The sequence below is a fragment of the Planococcus shenhongbingii genome (assembly GCF_030413635.1).
In the GTDB taxonomy this organism is placed as follows: Bacteria; Bacillota; Bacilli; order Bacillales_A; family Planococcaceae; genus Planococcus; species Planococcus shenhongbingii.
In genome coordinates this window covers 3,211,356-3,227,806 of sequence record NZ_CP129235.1, presented here as the reverse complement: position 1 = coordinate 3,227,806, position 16,451 = coordinate 3,211,356, and the positions used below count along the sequence as shown (strand labels likewise).

14 protein-coding genes are annotated in these 16,451 nt (G+C 47.0%); all 14 read left to right on the top strand.

Annotated elements, in window-relative coordinates; all coding sequences use genetic code 11:
• Positions 1 to 4: 4 nt before the first annotated feature.
• The 14 genes from QWY16_RS15615 (at position 5) to icmF (ending at position 16,138) form a co-directional block, all read left to right on the top strand.
• Positions 5 to 1,459 (top strand): cobyric acid synthase, encoded by a 1,455-nt coding sequence (locus tag QWY16_RS15615; RefSeq protein ID WP_300993476.1) that lies wholly within the window; start codon positions 5 to 7, stop codon positions 1,457 to 1,459.
• Positions 1,456 to 2,226 carry an adenosylcobinamide-GDP ribazoletransferase gene (gene cobS, locus QWY16_RS15610; RefSeq protein ID WP_300990150.1) on the top strand — a complete coding sequence of 257 codons (771 nt, stop codon included), beginning with the start codon at positions 1,456 to 1,458 and terminating at the stop codon, positions 2,224 to 2,226. The genes QWY16_RS15615 and cobS overlap by 4 nt, the downstream gene beginning before the upstream one ends.
• Positions 2,199 to 2,783: a histidine phosphatase family protein gene (locus QWY16_RS15605; protein WP_300990149.1), complete on the top strand. Its 585-nt coding sequence runs from the start codon at positions 2,199 to 2,201 to the stop codon at positions 2,781 to 2,783. Before cobS ends, QWY16_RS15605 begins: the two co-directional genes overlap by 28 nt.
• Entirely contained in the window at positions 2,735 to 3,160 is a 426-nt protein-coding gene (locus QWY16_RS15600) for a bifunctional adenosylcobinamide kinase/adenosylcobinamide-phosphate guanylyltransferase (protein WP_300990148.1), read from the top strand. Before QWY16_RS15605 ends, QWY16_RS15600 begins: the two co-directional genes overlap by 49 nt.
• Positions 3,135 to 3,722 carry a cob(I)yrinic acid a,c-diamide adenosyltransferase gene (locus QWY16_RS15595; RefSeq protein ID WP_300990147.1) on the top strand — a complete coding sequence of 196 codons (588 nt, stop codon included), beginning with the start codon at positions 3,135 to 3,137 and terminating at the stop codon, positions 3,720 to 3,722. Before QWY16_RS15600 ends, QWY16_RS15595 begins: the two co-directional genes overlap by 26 nt.
• Positions 3,715 to 4,197 (top strand): ECF transporter S component, encoded by a 483-nt coding sequence (locus QWY16_RS15590; RefSeq protein WP_300990146.1) that lies wholly within the window; start codon positions 3,715 to 3,717, stop codon positions 4,195 to 4,197. The genes QWY16_RS15595 and QWY16_RS15590 overlap by 8 nt, the downstream gene beginning before the upstream one ends.
• A complete protein-coding gene (locus QWY16_RS15585; RefSeq protein WP_300990145.1) occupies positions 4,197 to 4,880 on the top strand; it encodes an alpha-ribazole-5-phosphate synthase in 684 nt (227 codons plus the stop codon). Before QWY16_RS15590 ends, QWY16_RS15585 begins: the two co-directional genes overlap by 1 nt.
• A gap of 333 nt (positions 4,881 to 5,213) precedes the next feature.
• A complete protein-coding gene (locus tag QWY16_RS15580; RefSeq protein ID WP_300990144.1) occupies positions 5,214 to 7,352 on the top strand; it encodes a (Fe-S)-binding protein in 2,139 nt (712 codons plus the stop codon).
• 510 nt (positions 7,353 to 7,862) lie between these two features.
• The gene (locus QWY16_RS15575) at positions 7,863 to 9,059 is read left to right on the top strand and encodes an acetyl-CoA C-acetyltransferase (protein ID WP_300990143.1); all 1,197 of its coding nucleotides are present in this window, start codon (positions 7,863 to 7,865) and stop codon (positions 9,057 to 9,059) included.
• A gap of 2 nt (positions 9,060 to 9,061) precedes the next feature.
• Positions 9,062 to 9,913: a 3-hydroxybutyryl-CoA dehydrogenase gene (locus QWY16_RS15570; RefSeq protein WP_300990142.1), complete on the top strand. Its 852-nt coding sequence runs from the start codon at positions 9,062 to 9,064 to the stop codon at positions 9,911 to 9,913.
• Positions 9,914 to 9,929: 16 nt separating this feature from the next.
• Positions 9,930 to 11,066, top strand: a complete 1,137-nt coding sequence (locus QWY16_RS15565; RefSeq protein ID WP_300990141.1) for an acyl-CoA dehydrogenase — start codon at positions 9,930 to 9,932, stop codon at positions 11,064 to 11,066.
• Between the two features lie 16 nt (positions 11,067 to 11,082).
• The gene (locus tag QWY16_RS15560) at positions 11,083 to 12,222 is read left to right on the top strand and encodes an acyl-CoA dehydrogenase (RefSeq protein ID WP_300990140.1); all 1,140 of its coding nucleotides are present in this window, start codon (positions 11,083 to 11,085) and stop codon (positions 12,220 to 12,222) included.
• Between the two features lie 16 nt (positions 12,223 to 12,238).
• On the top strand, positions 12,239 to 12,880 hold the full coding sequence (locus tag QWY16_RS15555; RefSeq protein WP_300990139.1) for a TetR/AcrR family transcriptional regulator: 642 nt from the start codon (positions 12,239 to 12,241) through the stop codon (positions 12,878 to 12,880).
• A 6-nt stretch (positions 12,881 to 12,886) separates the two neighbouring features.
• A complete protein-coding gene (icmF, locus tag QWY16_RS15550) occupies positions 12,887 to 16,138 on the top strand; it encodes a fused isobutyryl-CoA mutase/GTPase IcmF (RefSeq protein WP_300990138.1) in 3,252 nt (1,083 codons plus the stop codon).
• Positions 16,139 to 16,451 lie beyond the last annotated feature (313 nt).

Below are 16,451 nucleotides of genomic sequence, written 5' to 3'. Positions count from 1 at the left end.
TGAAATGCACGGAATCATGATTCAAGGAACTTCATCCGATGTGGGAAAAAGCATGATTTGCACAGCGTTTTGCAGACTGCTGGCCGATCAAGGCTATAGCGTGGCACCGTTCAAATCACAGAACATGTCGAATAACTCTTACGTAACGGTACTGGGGGAAGAAATAGGACGGTCACAAGGCGTGCAGGCTGAAGCTGCTGGCATTGTCGCGACCGTAGACATGAATCCGATTCTGTTGAAACCGGAAAGTGGCATGAAATCCCAAGTGGTGCTGTTCGGAAAGAAATTAGAGGCAATGGACGGCATGGATTACCGCAGCCAATTTTATGAACAAGGGCTGGCCGCCATTGATCAGGCACTGTTGAATTTATCAAAAGAGTTCACTCACATCGTGATAGAAGGGGCGGGAAGCCCGGCAGAAGTCAATTTGAATGACCGCGATTTGGTCAATATGGCTGTTGCTGAGCGGGCCGATGTGCCGGTGATTTTAGTGGCTGATATAGAACGAGGCGGAGTCTTTGCTTCAATCGTTGGAACACTGGCACTTATGCCGAATCCTGAGCGAGTGAAAGGACTGCTGATCAATAAATTCCGTGGAGATATCGAGTTATTTGAAGACGGTGTAGGATTTTTGGAATCTTATACAGGCATTCCGGTTCTTGGTGTGATTCCGTATTTACCGAATCACGCAATTGAACAGGAAGACTCGCTCGGTGTCCTTGAATTAGCGAAAACCGCTTCTCGCCAGCCGATTGATATAGCAGTATTGAAGCATCCTTACCTTTCAAATTTTACAGACATCGAAGCGCTGTTAAACGAACCGGATGTATCTGTCCGCTGGGTGGAATTTGTCGCAGACTTGGGTGTTCCAGACATTGTCATCATTCCGGGGACCAAAAGCACAATTGCAGATTTACGTTATTGGAAGCAGCAAGAGTTGCAAGAACATCTAAAGTCATTGCCAAATGAATCGAAGATCGTAGGACTCTGCGGCGGCTTTCAGATGTTGGGGGAATGGCTGGCAGACCCTTGTGGCTATGACGGCATGAAAGCGGGACTTGAACAAGGCTTAGGCTTTATTCCAGGCATGGAAACGCAGTTCACTGAAGAAAAGTTCGTGCAAAGGCGCACCGGCGTGGCGCATTTTGAGAAGTTGGGCATAGCTGTAACAGGCTATGAAATTCATACTGGAAGATCGACTCCGGTAAATCCGCCACTGATCTATTACGAAACGAGCAGTGAAGGCTATCAAGGCGGCCGGATTCTTGGCACCCATTTGCATGGCTTTTTTGACAGCCCGGACTGCCGCCGTGCTTTTCTGGCGCCGTTCCGGAAAATGAAAAAACTGCCGGAGCCGCCAATCCAGCAAGAAATCGACCGCTTTGGACGCTGGGCGCAGCATGTGAAACAGCATATTGACTGGCAAGCGGTCGAGCGGATGGTGGAGGCAAGCCAATGAGGAAGAATCTTGCAAACGGTTTGGCTTTGGCTTTTCAGTTTTTCTCGGTGGTGCCAGTGAAAAAAGAACTGCCTCTTGAAAAGAACGACGTAACGGCAATGTATCTGTCGCTTCCATGGGTGGGAGCCTTGATGGGGAGCATCTCTGTGTTAATTGTTTTTGCCTTAAGGGATTATACGGAAATGAGCTCCTTGCTTGCAGCGTTCGTGATTGTGCTGTTTTTAGTAACAGCGACAGGCGGCTTGCATCTGGACGGGCTCGCTGATGTTGGCGACGCTTATTTTTCGTATCAGGACAAGGAAAAGCGGCTTGAAATCTTAGAAGATCCGCGAATCGGCGCTTTTGGTGCGATGGTTTTATTGTTCGCGGTCCTTGGCAAAATCATTGTTATGTCAGAACTAGTCTACAAAATTCCGCTGGTTTTGCTTATTGTGGTTCCTTTTTTTTCAAGAATCGGTTTGCTGATGCTATTCGGCACTACCAAGACCGCAAAGAAAACGGGACTGGGCGCTTTTTTTCGCCAGCGTGCCAATGTCAAATGGCTGATTTTAGCGGCTTGCCTTTATCTGCTGATTGCAGCAGGGTTTCTTGTTTATTATGCAGGTGCAGTAAATGCGGCACTTTTTGCCGCCGCTTTCCTGTTGAGTCTCTGGCTATACCGGAAGTGGTGCCTGCGCCAGTTTGGCGGCGTGACGGGAGATTTGTTCGGAGCTTATATAGAAGGGGCTGAATTGCTGCTATGGACAGTGCTTTTATTGTTCATCTGATTCGCCATGCACCGACAAAAGGAAATGGCTTGAAGCAATACGTCGGCTGGACCGATGAAGCGATTGTGCCTTTTGACGGCAAAAAGAATACGGCGGTGCAGCAGGTCTGGGGAAGCGATTTGGCACGTTGCCGCCAGACGGCAGCAATCCTTTTTCCAAACGCTATTTATCACGCTGATCCAAACTTTCGGGAATGCCATTTTGGGGACTGGGAAATGAAAACGTATGAAGAATTGAAAGACGCCCAGAACTATAGGGACTGGATTGATAATCCGGCCGAACTGGCACCTCCTGGCGGAGAAAGTTTGATGACAGTCATGCAGAGGGTGGACGACGCAGTGCAGTCTCTTCCAGAAGGCAATGAATTTTATATTGTTGCCCACGGCGGACCGATCCGGTATTTATTGGCCAAAGGAAGTGGGCAGCCTTTTCAGCGGCAGATGGCACTCCACGGACATTGCTATACGCTGGTCTGGCAAAGCCGAGAAGCATTCGAGGAGGGAGCGCCATGCATATCGTGTTCGGTGGAGCCTTTAACGGCAAACGCCAATATGTAAAAGAGTTATTGGAGAATCGGAAATATGTCTGGTATGAAGGAAAGTTGCCGGACCAAGCTGCATCTTTTCTGGTAATTGCCGGAATTGAGGAGTGGGTTAAAGCTCAGCTCGACAAAGGAATAGATGAAAAAGATATTACTAGAGGGATTGAGCAGGCCATTTCATTGCAGCCGATCAATCAGCAAATTTGGATTTTGACCGACATGAACCGGGGCATCGTCCCAGTGGATCCGTTGGAGCGGGAGCTGCGGGATGTGATCGGCCGGCTGTATCAGCATTTATTCAAGAAAGCAGACCATATTACACGAATATGGTACGGTATACCACAAACAATCAAAGGGGCGGATGAACATGAGAATTTATACGAGAACCGGTGATAAAGGGCAGACTAGTTTGATAGGCGCTCGCGCTGACAAAGATGCACCGCGGATTGAAGCTTACGGCACGATTGATGAAGTCAATTCATTTATTGGCAAGGCGATGACGGAGCTTGATCCGGAGAAATTTGCAGATTTGCTGGCTGATCTGGAAGCGATTCAGAACGAATTGTTCGATTGTGGCGGCGATTTGGCGGATGTCCGCAAAGAGCCTCAATATAAAATGACTGAACAGCCGGTGGAAGTGCTGGAATCGCGCATTGATGATTTGATGGAAGAGCCGCCGCTATTGGAGCGATTCATTTTGCCTGGCGGTACGCCTGCAGCAGCGACTCTCCACATTGCCCGTACGATTACGCGCCGGGCAGAACGCCAGACAGTTACATTGATGAAAGTGGGGGAAGATTTTCCGCTGGTCGTCCAGCGCTATTTGAACCGCTTGTCGGATTATTTATTCGCTGCAGCGCGCGTTGCCAATTCACGGACAGGGGTTCCGGATAATGAATACGTCCGCAGTGCGAAAGTATTCAGGAACGGTGGACGTGCGAAGAAAAATGACTAATCCATCGACAAACAAAATCACGCTGGCTGCTTTGTTCATCAGCTTATCGGCTATCGGCGGCATGATTAAAATCCCGCTCGGAATCGCATCGATTGCCCTCGATTCCTTGCCGGCTCTTGTAGCAGTTTTGTTCCTTTCCGCACCGCTTGCTGGAACAGTAGCAGCTTTCGGACATTTACTTTCTGCATTATTTGGCGGCATGCCACTAGGACCTTTCCATATTATCATTGCATTGGAAATGTGGGCGGCGGTCTGGCTTTTTGCCAAGCTGCACAATGCAAACAGAACGGCCTTAAAATGGCCGGTATTCATTATCTGCAACGGGTTACTCGCGGCGATTCCATTTTACTTTCTATTGTCTCCGGCATTTTTCTATGCGTCAGTACTGGGGCTGCTGATGGCTGCGACTATTAATGCAGTTGGAGCAGCAATCGTTCTGCCGTTTATGAATAAAGTCGGAGAGAAGGTTTTATAATGCGCCATGAATTGCAAATGGGGGAATGGGTGATCACATCCGACAACTCAGCAGCAATCGGAGAAAAACCGCACGATGTGGTGGCGGCTTCTGATAAAATTACGGCTAAATTTGCTGCACGGGTGGCACTGCTTGAGCAGTGGGCAGCCGGAAGCGATCCGGAAGCGATCCTGTTGCATAACTTCAGCGGCGAAACTCAGTGGAACCGGTATGCAGAAGGAATCCATGAGCTGTTCGCCGAAATTGGAATCGAAGCGCCTAAAATTGCCGGCAGTTCTGAAACCAATATGGAAACGCTGCAGTCGGGTCTAGCGGTGACCATGCTCGGCAGGAGACGCGAGGAAATAAACTCCGAAAGCCTGCAATGGTTTATTTACGGGATGCCTTTGGTCGGCAAAGAGGTGCTGGAAAAAAGGGAACAAATTGCGGACATGAAAAAAATTTATGAAGCGTTGAGAGAAAGGCTTGCTGCCCAAATTTGGCCGGTCGGCTCGAAAGGCATTGCCAAGGAAGCGGAGCATTTATTCGGCCGGAAAATTTCAATGGCCGCTGAAGTGGATCTTGAAGTTTCAGGCGGACCAGCGAGCTGCGTGCTGATTGGCGTTCGGCCGGAACAGATTGAATCGTTGAAGCTGCATTTCGGCCAATATGTTTTTCCTTTAGAGATGGAAGCGCCACGATGAGTGGTGCTTTTTTTAATGAAGTGAAATTCTATGAGCGGAACACGGGGTTCTATGATCGCTCGACGAAATTCTAAGAGCAGAATGGGGAGTTCTATGATCACTCCAGTAATTTAGATGATTATTCACAGTTATTCTTTGAACATTCATAATAAATTATTGGTTCATTTTACTAGCCGGGTGTATATAATAGGAAATGAAAACCCTTTCATATTATCTATTGACTGAATGCTCATTCATATTTATTATAGAACATAGTATCGACAATCTTTTATCAGTCACGTAAACTTTGTATAAGGAATTTTTTGAATATACAAACACAAGGGGGATATCATCATGGAGCCATTGCTCATAGCAAACTGGATTTTGTTTCTTGCAGTAACGGTTTATGCAGTTTACCTGTTTCTCTATTTATTGAAAACTAGGTATGATTTCATAAAGCTTGGCAAGAAAGTGGAGTTTGAGGAAAACTTTAAAGAACGTTTCCGCAAAGTCATGGTCAACGTTTTTGGCCAAAAGAAACTATTGAAAGATAAGAAGAGCGGAACGATCCATGTCATATTCTTTTATGGGTTCTTATTGGTGCAGGCAAGTGCCATTGATTTCATCATCAAAGGCTTGGTGCCAGGAGCGCATTTGCCGCTCGGGCCGCTTTATCCGGCGTTCACATTTTTCCAGGAAATCGTCACTTTGACGATCTTGGTCGCTGTCGTATGGGCATTCTATAGAAGATATATCGAGAAATTAGTTCGTTTAAAACGAGGCTGGAAAGCAGGCTTGGTGCTGATCTTCCTCGGCACACTGATGGTTTCTGTGCTAGTTGGAAATGGTGCAGCCATGATTTGGCAAGGCCATGAAACAGCTTGGACCGAACCAGTAGCATCTGTATTTGCGACTGCATTCTCAGCGCTTCCTGTAACTGCGGCAGGCGTTATCTTCTACGCTATGTGGTGGGTGCATCTATTGTGTCTATTAACATTCCTGGTCTATGTGCCGCAATCGAAGCACGCTCACTTGATTTTCGGGCCGGTTAATACATGGTTCCACCGTGTAGACCATGTGGGCCGCTTGAAACCAATCAACTTTGAAGAAATGGAAGACAATGAAGACGAAGAAGCCATGCCATCATTCGGTGTCGGCAAAATCACGGACTTCAGCCAGTCGCAGATGATCGACTTCTACGCTTGCGTAGAATGCGGACGCTGCACAAATATGTGTCCGGCAACTGGCACAGGAAAAATGCTTTCGCCGATGGATCTGATTACAAAACTTCGGGATAACTTAACCAATACAGGTGCGGTCACGACCCGCCAAAAGCCTTGGGTGCCTGCACTCGCATTCAATAACACCAAAGGAAACCAACTGGCGATGGCTGCTGGTGCTGAAGGGATCAGTATCGACGAACTTTACAGCCCGAGCTTGATTGGAGACGTCATCACAGAAGAAGAAATTTGGGCATGCACGACTTGCCGCAACTGTGAAGACCAATGTCCGGTAATGAATGAACACGTGGATAAAATCATCGACCTTCGCCGTTACTTGGTAATGACGGAAGGGAAAATGGACAAAGATGCACAGCGCGCAATGACAAATATCGAAAAGCAGGGCAATCCATGGGGTCTTAACCGCAAAGAAAAAGAAAACTGGAGAGATGCACGTCCAGATATCAGCATTCCAACTGTTAAAGAAATGAACAAAGCCGGAGAAGAATTTGAATTCTTGTTCTGGGTAGGTTCAATGGGTTCGTTCGACAGCCGCTCTCAAAAAATCGCGTTATCATTTGCACGATTGATGAACGAAGCTGGTGTCAAATTCGCGATTCTTGGCAATAAAGAAAAGAACTCCGGGGATACACCGAGACGTTTAGGGAATGAATTCTTATTCCAGGAACTGGCGACAGCAAATATCCAGGAGTTTGAAAAAGCGGGAATCAAGAAAATCGTCACGATTGACCCGCACGCCTACAATATCTTTAAAAATGAATACCCTGATTTCGGATTTAAAGCCGAAGTTTACCACCATACAGAGATGCTATTCGAGTTGGTGCAGGAAGGCCGCTTGAAACCGCAATTCCCGGTAAACGAACGCATTACATTCCATGATTCCTGCTACCTCGGCCGCTACAACGATGTCTATGACGCACCGCGTGAAATTCTGAAAGCGATCGAAGGCGTAGAATTGGTTGAAATGGTACGTAATCGCCAGGACGGAATGTGCTGCGGAGCCGGAGGCGGATTGATGTGGATGGAAGAAGATGCAGGTCACCGCGTCAACGTTGCCCGCACCGAACAAGCACTGGAAGTGAACCCGACAATGATTTCCTCCGGCTGTCCATACTGTTTGACAATGTTGTCAGACGGCACAAAAGCGAAAGAAGTCGAAGATAAAGTCGGCACATACGATGTTGCTGAATTGCTTGAAATGGCAGTTATCGGAAATCGCACAGCAGAATTAGAGCCGGCAACCATTCAATAATAATTGCCAAAAGAAAGAAAATTCTATAAGATAGGCTTATAAGCAAGAAAATGAAAGGGAGTGCATTGCTCCCTTTTGTTTTGAATTAAAACCGAGCGAGCGTTCAGTCAATCATATTGGCCGAACCGGTTCGGCCAATATGATTTGCGACGAAGCAGCGAAGCGATGCAGGAGCAAAGACTTAAATAAAAGCTAGCGAAGCGATGCAGAGGCAATAGTATAACGTGATGCTGGGTTTAGATTTGCGACGAAGCAGCGGAGCTGATGCAGGAGCAAATGGTTTGCCTCGAAGCTAGCGAAGCGATGCAACGCACTTTCATGTTTCGAAACAGCAAAGAAGCATCTTTTCAACGTTCAGATTAGTTTATCTGCGTTCAAAAAGTTTTATCTACGGTCAATCATCATTTATCTTCGTTCACGTCAACTGTCGCCGTTTTAGGCGAAGAATCACAACAAGCATAATTTTTTTACACATAATTGAAAACGTTTACAAAGGGAGGAAGAAAGATCATGGCAAAAACAGTGATTGTCGATGGGGCACGTACAGCATTTGGGAAGTTTGGGGGCAACTTAAGCACTTTGTCAGCAAGCGAATTAGGGGCAGAAGCGATTAAAGCAGCAATGAGCCGTGCGGATATCCAACCGGAAGAAGTGCAGGAAGTAATCATGGGGAACGTGCTGCAAGCTGGCCAGGGACAAATTCCATCACGCCAAGCAGCAAAAAAAGCAGGAATCCCGTACAACGTCAAATCAGAAACAATCAATAAAGTATGTGCTTCCGGCATGCGCAGCGTTACGCTTGCAGACCAGATCATCCGCTTGGGCGATGAAGAAGTCATCGTGGCAGGCGGCATGGAATCGATGTCGAATGCACCGTATTATTTGCCGAGAGCACGTTGGGGGCTTCGCATGGGGGATGCGCAAGTAGTCGACGGCATGGTCCATGACGGATTGTCTTGTTCATTCCATCCGGACCGCGTCCATATGGGGACTTACGGCAACTCGACAGCTGAAGCATTCGCATTGACGCGTGAAGCACAGGACGAATGGTCTGCCCGTTCGCATGAACGCGCGGTAAAAGCGAAAGAGTTATTTGCAGAAGAAATTGTAGCGATTGAAATTCTGCAGAAAAAAGGCGATCCGATTACAGTCGATTTCGATGAAGCACCTCGTGCCAATTCGACTATTGAAGCGCTGGCGAAACTGAAACCGGCGTTCGGCAAAGACGGCACCATCACAGCCGGCAACGCACCAGGCATCAACGACGGAGCAGTAGCCCTTGTATTGATGAATGAAGAGCGGGCGCAAAAAGAAGGAAAAAATGTACTGGCGCATATTTTGGCGCACACAGAAGTAGCGATTGAACCGCATCGATTCCCGGAAACTCCAGGAATCGTCATTAATGAATTATTGAAGAAAACAGGCAAGACGCTCGACGACATTGATTTGGTGGAAATCAACGAAGCCTTCGCAGCAGTAGCGTTGGCAAGTTCGCAAATTGCGAATTTGGATGCTGAAAAAGTGAACGTCAATGGCGGCTCTGTTGCACTTGGCCATCCAATCGGGGCGAGTGGGGCACGCATCATTTTGACACTTGCATACGAATTGAAACGCCGCGGAGGCGGTATTGGAATCGCAGCCATCTGTTCAGGCGGCGGACAAGGCGATGCAATCATGATTGAAGTTCCAAAACAGGAGGCAAACTGAAAATGGCAATTCAAAATGTAATGGTAATCGGAGCCGGCCAGATGGGTTCCGGCATTGCACAAGTTTGTGCACAATCAGGGTTTAATGTGAAATTGAATGATATGAAACAAGAAGCATATGACCGCGGCATCGCGGCAATTACAAAAAACCTGTCACGCAATGTGGAAAAAGGACGCATGACGGAAGAAGAAAAAACGGCTGTTCTTGGCCGTATTTCTTCTTCCCTTGATTTGAAAGATGCACATGATGCAGATATTGTCATTGAAGCGGCAGTGGAGAACATGGAAATCAAACACAGCATCTTCAAAACCTTGGACGAAGTAGCTCCAAAGCACGCAATTCTGGCTTCGAATACATCTTCACTTCCTATTACGGAAGTCGCAGCCGTCACAAACCGTCCGGAACAAGTGATTGGCATGCATTTCATGAATCCGGTTCCGGTTATGAAACTGGTTGAAATAATCCGTGGCCTGGCAACAACAGATGAAGTTTATAAAACAGTCGAAGAAATGACTGTGAAATTATCCAAAACTCCAGTGGAATGCAACGACTTTCCGGGCTTTGTTTCAAACCGCATCTTGATGCCGATGATCAATGAAGCAATTTTCACCTTGCAAGAAGGAGTGGCCACGAAAGAAGCGATCGACAACATCATGCGCCTTGGGATGAACCACCCGATGGGCCCGCTCGAATTGGCGGATTTTATCGGACTTGATACATGTCTTTATATCATGGAAGTGCTGCATGATGGATTTGGCGACAGCAAATACCGCCCAAGTCCGCTTCTGCGCCAATATGTGAAAGCTGGATGGCTCGGCAAGAAAACAGGGCGTGGTTTCTATGAATACAGTTAAATTAGGGGGCACCACAATGGATTTGCGTTTTACTGAAGAGCAGTTGATGATGCGAAATATGGTCCGTGATTTTGCAAAAGAAGAAATTACTCCTTTTATCGAGCAGATGGAACAAGGGGCGTTTCCAAGAGAAATATTAAAGAAGATGGCAGATTTGGGCTTAATGGGGATTACCGCTCCTGATAAATACGGCGGATCTGAAATGGACTTTACTTCCTACATCATCGCGATTCATGAATTGTCGAAAGTGAGTGCGGTGATCGGCGTGATTCTTTCAGTTCATACTTCAGTCGGCACAAATCCGATCTTGAACTTTGGGACAGAAGAACAGATTCAAAAATATATTCCGAAACTGGCGTCAGGTGACTATTTGGGTGCTTTCGCACTGACTGAGCCTTCAGCAGGATCGGATGCAGGAAGCTTAAAAACAAAAGCGGTCTTGAATGGCGATCATTATATTTTGAACGGCTCGAAAGTGTTTATTACCAATGGCGGTGAAGCTGATACATATATTGTGTTCGCTTCAACAAAACCGGAAGCGGGAACACGGGGGATTTCTGCTTTTATCGTCGAGAAAGAATTTCCGGGTTTAATCGTCGGCAAAGATGAAAAGAAAATGGGGCTTCACGGTTCGAGAACGGTGCAATTGACATTCGATAATTTGAAAGTACCGGTTGAAAATCTGCTCGGCAAAGAAAACAAAGGCTTCAGCATAGCGATGGCGAACTTAAATGTCGGCCGCATCGGCATAGCCGCACAAGCTTTAGGGATTGCCGAAGCAGCATACGAATATTCGGTAGCATACGCAAAAGAACGTCAGCAATTCGGAAAATCGATTGCGGACAACCAAGGCATCGGCTTTAAACTGGCAGACATGGCAACGCAAGTGGAAGCGGCAAAACTGCTCGTTTACAACGCAGCCGACTTATACGCCAGAGGCAAAGACTGCAATAAAGAGGCTTCGATCGCGAAGCTGTTCGCTTCAAAAGCGGCAATGGACAACGCCATCGAAGCCGTCCAAGTATTTGGCGGCTACGGCTATACAGAAGATTACCCGGTCGAGCGTCTGTTCCGCGATGCGAAAATCACCGAAATCTACGAAGGCACGAGTGAAATACAGCGAATTGTTATTAGTAAGCAACTATTAAAATAATTGGAGGAATGGGACAATGAATTTTCAATTGAGCGAGGAACATGAAATGATCCGTAAAATGGTACGCGATTTTGCAAACAATGAAGTGGCGCCGACTGCTGAAGAACGCGACGAAGAAGAGCGTTTTGACCGCGAAATTTTTGATAAAATGGCGGAACTGGGACTGACAGGAATTCCTTGGCCAGAAGAATACGGCGGAATCGGCTCGGATTATTTGGCATATTGTATTGCTGTTGAAGAGTTGTCCCGTGTCTGTGCATCAACAGGCGTAACGCTTTCAGCCCATACTTCACTTGCTGGCTGGCCGGTATACACATTCGGCACAGAAGAGCAGAAACAGAAATACCTGCGCCCGATGGCTGAAGGAACAAAAATCGGCGCATATGGCTTGACTGAACCGCAATCAGGTTCTGATGCTGGCGGAATGAAAACAAATGCCAAAGAAGACGGCGACCATTACATTTTAAACGGTTCGAAAATCTTCATTACAAACGGCGGCATTGCCGATATCTATATTGTTTTTGCGGTAACTGACCCGGATTCAAAACATAAAGGCACAACTGCTTTTATTGTTGAAAAAGATTTTGAAGGCTTCTCAGTTGGCAAGAAAGAGAAAAAACTCGGCATTCGTTCAAGTCCGACAACTGAAATCATTTTCGATAATTGCCGCGTACCAAAAGAAAACATGTTGGGTGAATTGGGACAAGGATTTAAAATTGCGATGCAGACGCTTGACGGCGGCCGCAATGGCATCGCAGCCCAAGCAGTCGGCATCGCTCAAGGCGCTTTGGATGCATCCGTAAATTATGCGAAAGAACGCGAGCAATTCGGCAAGCCGATTTCGGCAAACCAAGGCATTTCGTTCAAACTGGCAGATATGGCGACTTCAATCGAAGCGTCACGTTTGTTGACTTATCAGGCGGCATGGCTTGAATCGAACAAACTGTCCTATAGCAAAGAATCGGCGATGGCAAAATTGATGGCTGGCGACACGGCGATGAAAGTAACGGTTGAAGCGGTTCAAGTATTCGGCGGCTACGGCTATACGAAAGATTATCCGGTTGAGCGTTTTATGCGTGATGCGAAAATCACGCAAATTTATGAAGGCACTCAGGAAATCCAGCGTTTGGTCATTTCCCGGATGGTCACTAAGTAACTGGAGGGATTCGCCCATGAACAAAAAGCGTGAAGTACAGTCCTCCGTAAAAGACGAAAGCCTGATTGAAAAGCGCCGTGCGCAGATGATCCGGGGTGCTGTTACGCTTTTTAAAGAAAAGGGCTTTCACCGGACAACCACAAGGGAAATCGCTAAAGCTTCGGGCTTCAGCATCGGAACTTTATATGAATATATCCGGACGAAAGAAGATGTTCTGTACTTGGTTTGTGACTCGATCTACGATGAAGTCCATGCAAGGCTGGATGCGATTGATATTGAAAAAGGGTCGCTGGAAGTGCTGGTGACCGCACTCGAACATTATTACGGCTTGATTGACGATATGCAGGATGAATTTGTGGTCATGTACCAGGAATCGAAATCATTGCCGAAAGACGCGCTGCAATATGTACTGAAGAAAGAGATTGAAATGGTTTCTTTATTTGAGCGTCTGCTTGCAGAATGCGCCGCAAGCGGTGAGATCAAACTGACGGCGAAAGAAATCAAACTGGCGGCCCATCATTTATTCGTACAGGGGCAGATGTGGGCGTTTCGGCGTTGGGCATTGCGGGATTTCACCATTCAGGAATTCACCAAGCTTCAAACTCAATTTCTGCTGCAGGGGATGGCAGGAGAAAAAATCACGATACAGGGGGCTTAATATAAAATGGCGATTTTACAAGAAGAAACAAAGTATAAGCCGAAAAATCATGTCCGTTTTGTAACCGCATCAAGTCTTTTTGATGGCCATGATGCATCAATCAATATCATGCGCCGAATTTTGCAGGCAGCTGGAGCAGAAGTGATTCATCTTGGGCACAACCGCTCAGTGGAAGAAGTTGTCAATGCGGCGATTCAGGAAGATGTCCAGGGCATCTGTATTTCCTCATATCAAGGCGGACACATGGAATACTTCAAGTACATGCACGATTTACTGGAGGAAAGAGGAGCGGGACACATCCGGATCTACGGCGGAGGTGGAGGCGTTATTTTGCCTCGCGAAATCCAGGAATTGGAAGAATACGGCATCGCCAGTATTTTTTCTCCTGAAGACGGACGGAAATTAGGGCTTGAAGGAATGATCCAGGAAATTGTCAAAGAATGCGATTTTTCAACTGTAAAAGAAGACTTGTCTTTTGAAGGAGTGTCTGCAGACCATCCGGTGGCCTTGGCCAATCTGATTACCGCTGCTGAAGAGGCGCATACCCATGAAATTGATACGGATGACTTGCTTCAAGCAGTCCGTGCTCAGACGAAAAATACGCCAGTCCTTGGAATTACAGGGACAGGCGGCGCCGGGAAGAGTTCGCTGACAGACGAGCTGATCCGCCGTTTCCTATCAGAGCTGCCAGACAAAAAAATTGCCATTTTATCAATCGATCCGACAAAGCAAAAGACCGGCGGCGCGCTTTTGGGCGACCGCATCCGCATGAATGCCATCTTCAATAAACGCGTTTTCATGAGAAGTTTAGCGACACGCGGCTCAAGAACGGAAATTTCAGGCGCTTTAGGCGACGTTTTAGATGTTGTAAAAGCGGCAGGGTTCGATTTGATTATTGTGGAAACCAGCGGAATCGGGCAAGGAGACGCGGAAATTGCTAATTTCGCGGACGTATCGATGTACGTCATGACAAGTGAATTCGGTGCACCGACACAACTTGAAAAAATCGACATGATTGATTACGCAGATTTGATTGTCATCAATAAATTCGAACGCAAAGGCTCGGAAGACGCGCTTCGGCAAGTTCAGAAACAGTACCAGCGCAGCCACTTATTATGGGACAAAGAACTTGACACGATGCCGGTATTCGGCACAATCGCCAGCCAGTTTAATGACAAAGGCACCAATTCCCTGTTTGCGGCTTTGGTTCACACAGTAAATGAAAAATGCAATACTGAATGGACCACAAGTTATGATCAGTTTATCAAAACGCAAAAAGAAAATTTGATCATTCCAAATGACCGCCGCTATTATTTACGGGAGATTACGGACACTGTGCGCAGCTACCACGCGAAAGCGAAAGAGCAATCTGCATTTGCACGCCGTTTGTTCCAATTAGAAGGAGCAATCGAAGCGGTAAAAGAAAAAGCGCCGGATGATGCCTTAGTAGCGTCGCTTCAATCATTGGCTTATGGCGTCCGCGATGAGCTGTCAGCTGAATCAAAGCGCATTCTGGAAAATTGGAAAGCGCTGAAAGAAGCTTATGCAGGCGATGAATTCGTCACTACGGTACGAGACAAAGAAATCCGGACGATTTTGAGGACAGAAAGCCTTTCCGGCTTGAAAATTCCGAAAGTTGTCTTGCCGAAGTTTGAAGATTACGGTGAGATTCTTAAATGGGTCTACCTGGAAAACGTTCCCGGTTCATTCCCTTATACAGCTGGGGTATTCCCGTTCAAACGTGAAGGGGAAGATCCAAAGCGCCAATTTGCTGGAGAAGGAACGCCGGAACGCACAAATAAACGATTCCATTACCTGTCGAAAGACGACGATGCGAAACGCTTATCAACAGCGTTCGACTCCGTGACGCTTTACGGAGAAGACCCGGATCACCGTCCGGACATTTACGGGAAAGTCGGAGAATCAGGTGTGTCGATTTGTACGCTCGATGACATGAAGAAACTGTATGACGGCTTTGACCTTTGTGCACCTTCTACGTCGGTATCGATGACGATCAACGGACCAGCGCCGATTATCCTGGCGATGTTCATGAACACGGCTATCGACCAGCAAGTGAAAATCAACGAAGAAAAATTCGGCCGTCCGCTAACGCTCGAAGAGTTCACGGAAGTACGCGAGTCGACGCTCCAAGTCGTGCGTGGAACAGTGCAGGCAGATATCTTGAAGGAAGACCAAGGGCAAAACACGTGCATCTTCTCGACGGAATTTGCGCTTCGCATGATGGGCGATATCCAGCAATACTTTATCGACCACAAAGTGCGCAACTATTACTCCGTGTCGATTTCGGGCTACCATATCGCGGAAGCGGGAGCGAATCCGATTTCACAGCTTGCGTTCACTTTGTCGAACGGCTTCACCTATGTTGAATATTATTTGAGCCGCGGCATGAACATCGATGACTTTGCTCCGAACTTGTCGTTCTTCTTCTCGAACGGCCTGGATCCTGAATATACAGTGATTGGCCGCGTGGCACGCCGCATCTGGGCAGTGGTTATGCGTGATAAATACGGCGCCAATGACCGCAGCCAAAAACTGAAATATCATGTCCAGACGTCTGGCCGCAGCTTGCACGCCCAGGAAATCGACTTTAACGATATCCGGACGACTCTGCAGGCATTGATGGCGCTTCAGGATAACTGCAACTCGCTTCACACTAACGCTTACGATGAAGCGATCACGACGCCGACTGAAGAATCAGTGCGCCGCGCGATGGCTATTCAGATGATCATCACAAAAGAGCATGGCTTATCGAAAAACGAAAATCCGCTGCAAGGCGCATTCATTGTCGAAGAGCTGACGCAATTGGTGGAAGACGCAGTGCTGACGGAATTTGACCGAATCAATGACCGCGGCGGCGTTTTGGGTGCAATGGAAACCCAATACCAGCGCGGCAAGATCCAGGAAGAATCGATGTTCTATGAAATGAAGAAACATACAGGCGAACTGCCGATTATTGGAGTCAACACGTACTTGAACCCGAATCCGCAAAGTGACGCAGATATCAACGCGATGGAAATCGCACGTGCCACAACTGAAGAAAAAGAAACACAAATCGCCAATTTGCGCGCTTTCCAGGAACGCAACGCATCAGATGAAGCATTGGCTCATTTGAAACACGTAGCGAAATCAGGCGGCAACATCTTCGAAGAATTGATGGAAACCGTAAAAGTCGCTAGCCTCGGCCAAATCACCACAGCTTTATACGAAGTAGGCGGGCAATATAGAAGAAATATGTAATTCTAATGGATAATGAACGAAAAAGCCGTGTGTGGAGCCTTCCACACACGGCTTTTTATTTGGACATGTGAATAATAAGCGATATTTTTGCGAAAACGGCTTTAGAGAGAAGTGGAAAGGCTTTTTATTTGCGTTCAGCCAAATCTATGGTCCATTTCAAATTTTTGGTAAGGCAAATCTGAAAATCAAAACCCCGGTGAGTCGCTTTGAACGGAAGTTTTCTGTATAATAGAAGAAAGTTCAATGTAGCCACAGCAAAGGATGATACTCTATGTCTAAATACTTCCATTACATAATCATCATCCTCTGCATC

Bases quoted from the DNA above. Each gene is read 5' to 3' on its own strand.
- QWY16_RS15615 (WP_300993476.1), top strand. From the start codon at position 5: ATGCACGGAATCATGATTCAAGGAACTTCATCCGATGTGGGAAAAAGC.
- cobS (WP_300990150.1), top strand. From the start codon at position 1,456: ATGAGGAAGAATCTTGCAAACGGTTTGGCTTTGGCTTTTCAGTTTTTC.
- QWY16_RS15605 (WP_300990149.1), top strand. From the start codon at position 2,199: ATGGACAGTGCTTTTATTGTTCATCTGATTCGCCATGCACCGACAAAA.
- QWY16_RS15600 (WP_300990148.1), top strand. From the start codon at position 2,735: ATGCATATCGTGTTCGGTGGAGCCTTTAACGGCAAACGCCAATATGTA.
- QWY16_RS15595 (WP_300990147.1), top strand. From the start codon at position 3,135: ATGAGAATTTATACGAGAACCGGTGATAAAGGGCAGACTAGTTTGATA.
- QWY16_RS15590 (WP_300990146.1), top strand. From the start codon at position 3,715: ATGACTAATCCATCGACAAACAAAATCACGCTGGCTGCTTTGTTCATC.
- QWY16_RS15585 (WP_300990145.1), top strand. From the start codon at position 4,197: ATGCGCCATGAATTGCAAATGGGGGAATGGGTGATCACATCCGACAAC.
- QWY16_RS15580 (WP_300990144.1), top strand. From the start codon at position 5,214: ATGGAGCCATTGCTCATAGCAAACTGGATTTTGTTTCTTGCAGTAACG.
- QWY16_RS15575 (WP_300990143.1), top strand. From the start codon at position 7,863: ATGGCAAAAACAGTGATTGTCGATGGGGCACGTACAGCATTTGGGAAG.
- QWY16_RS15570 (WP_300990142.1), top strand. From the start codon at position 9,062: ATGGCAATTCAAAATGTAATGGTAATCGGAGCCGGCCAGATGGGTTCC.
- QWY16_RS15565 (WP_300990141.1), top strand. From the start codon at position 9,930: ATGGATTTGCGTTTTACTGAAGAGCAGTTGATGATGCGAAATATGGTC.
- QWY16_RS15560 (WP_300990140.1), top strand. From the start codon at position 11,083: ATGAATTTTCAATTGAGCGAGGAACATGAAATGATCCGTAAAATGGTA.
- QWY16_RS15555 (WP_300990139.1), top strand. From the start codon at position 12,239: ATGAACAAAAAGCGTGAAGTACAGTCCTCCGTAAAAGACGAAAGCCTG.
- icmF (WP_300990138.1), top strand. From the start codon at position 12,887: ATGGCGATTTTACAAGAAGAAACAAAGTATAAGCCGAAAAATCATGTC.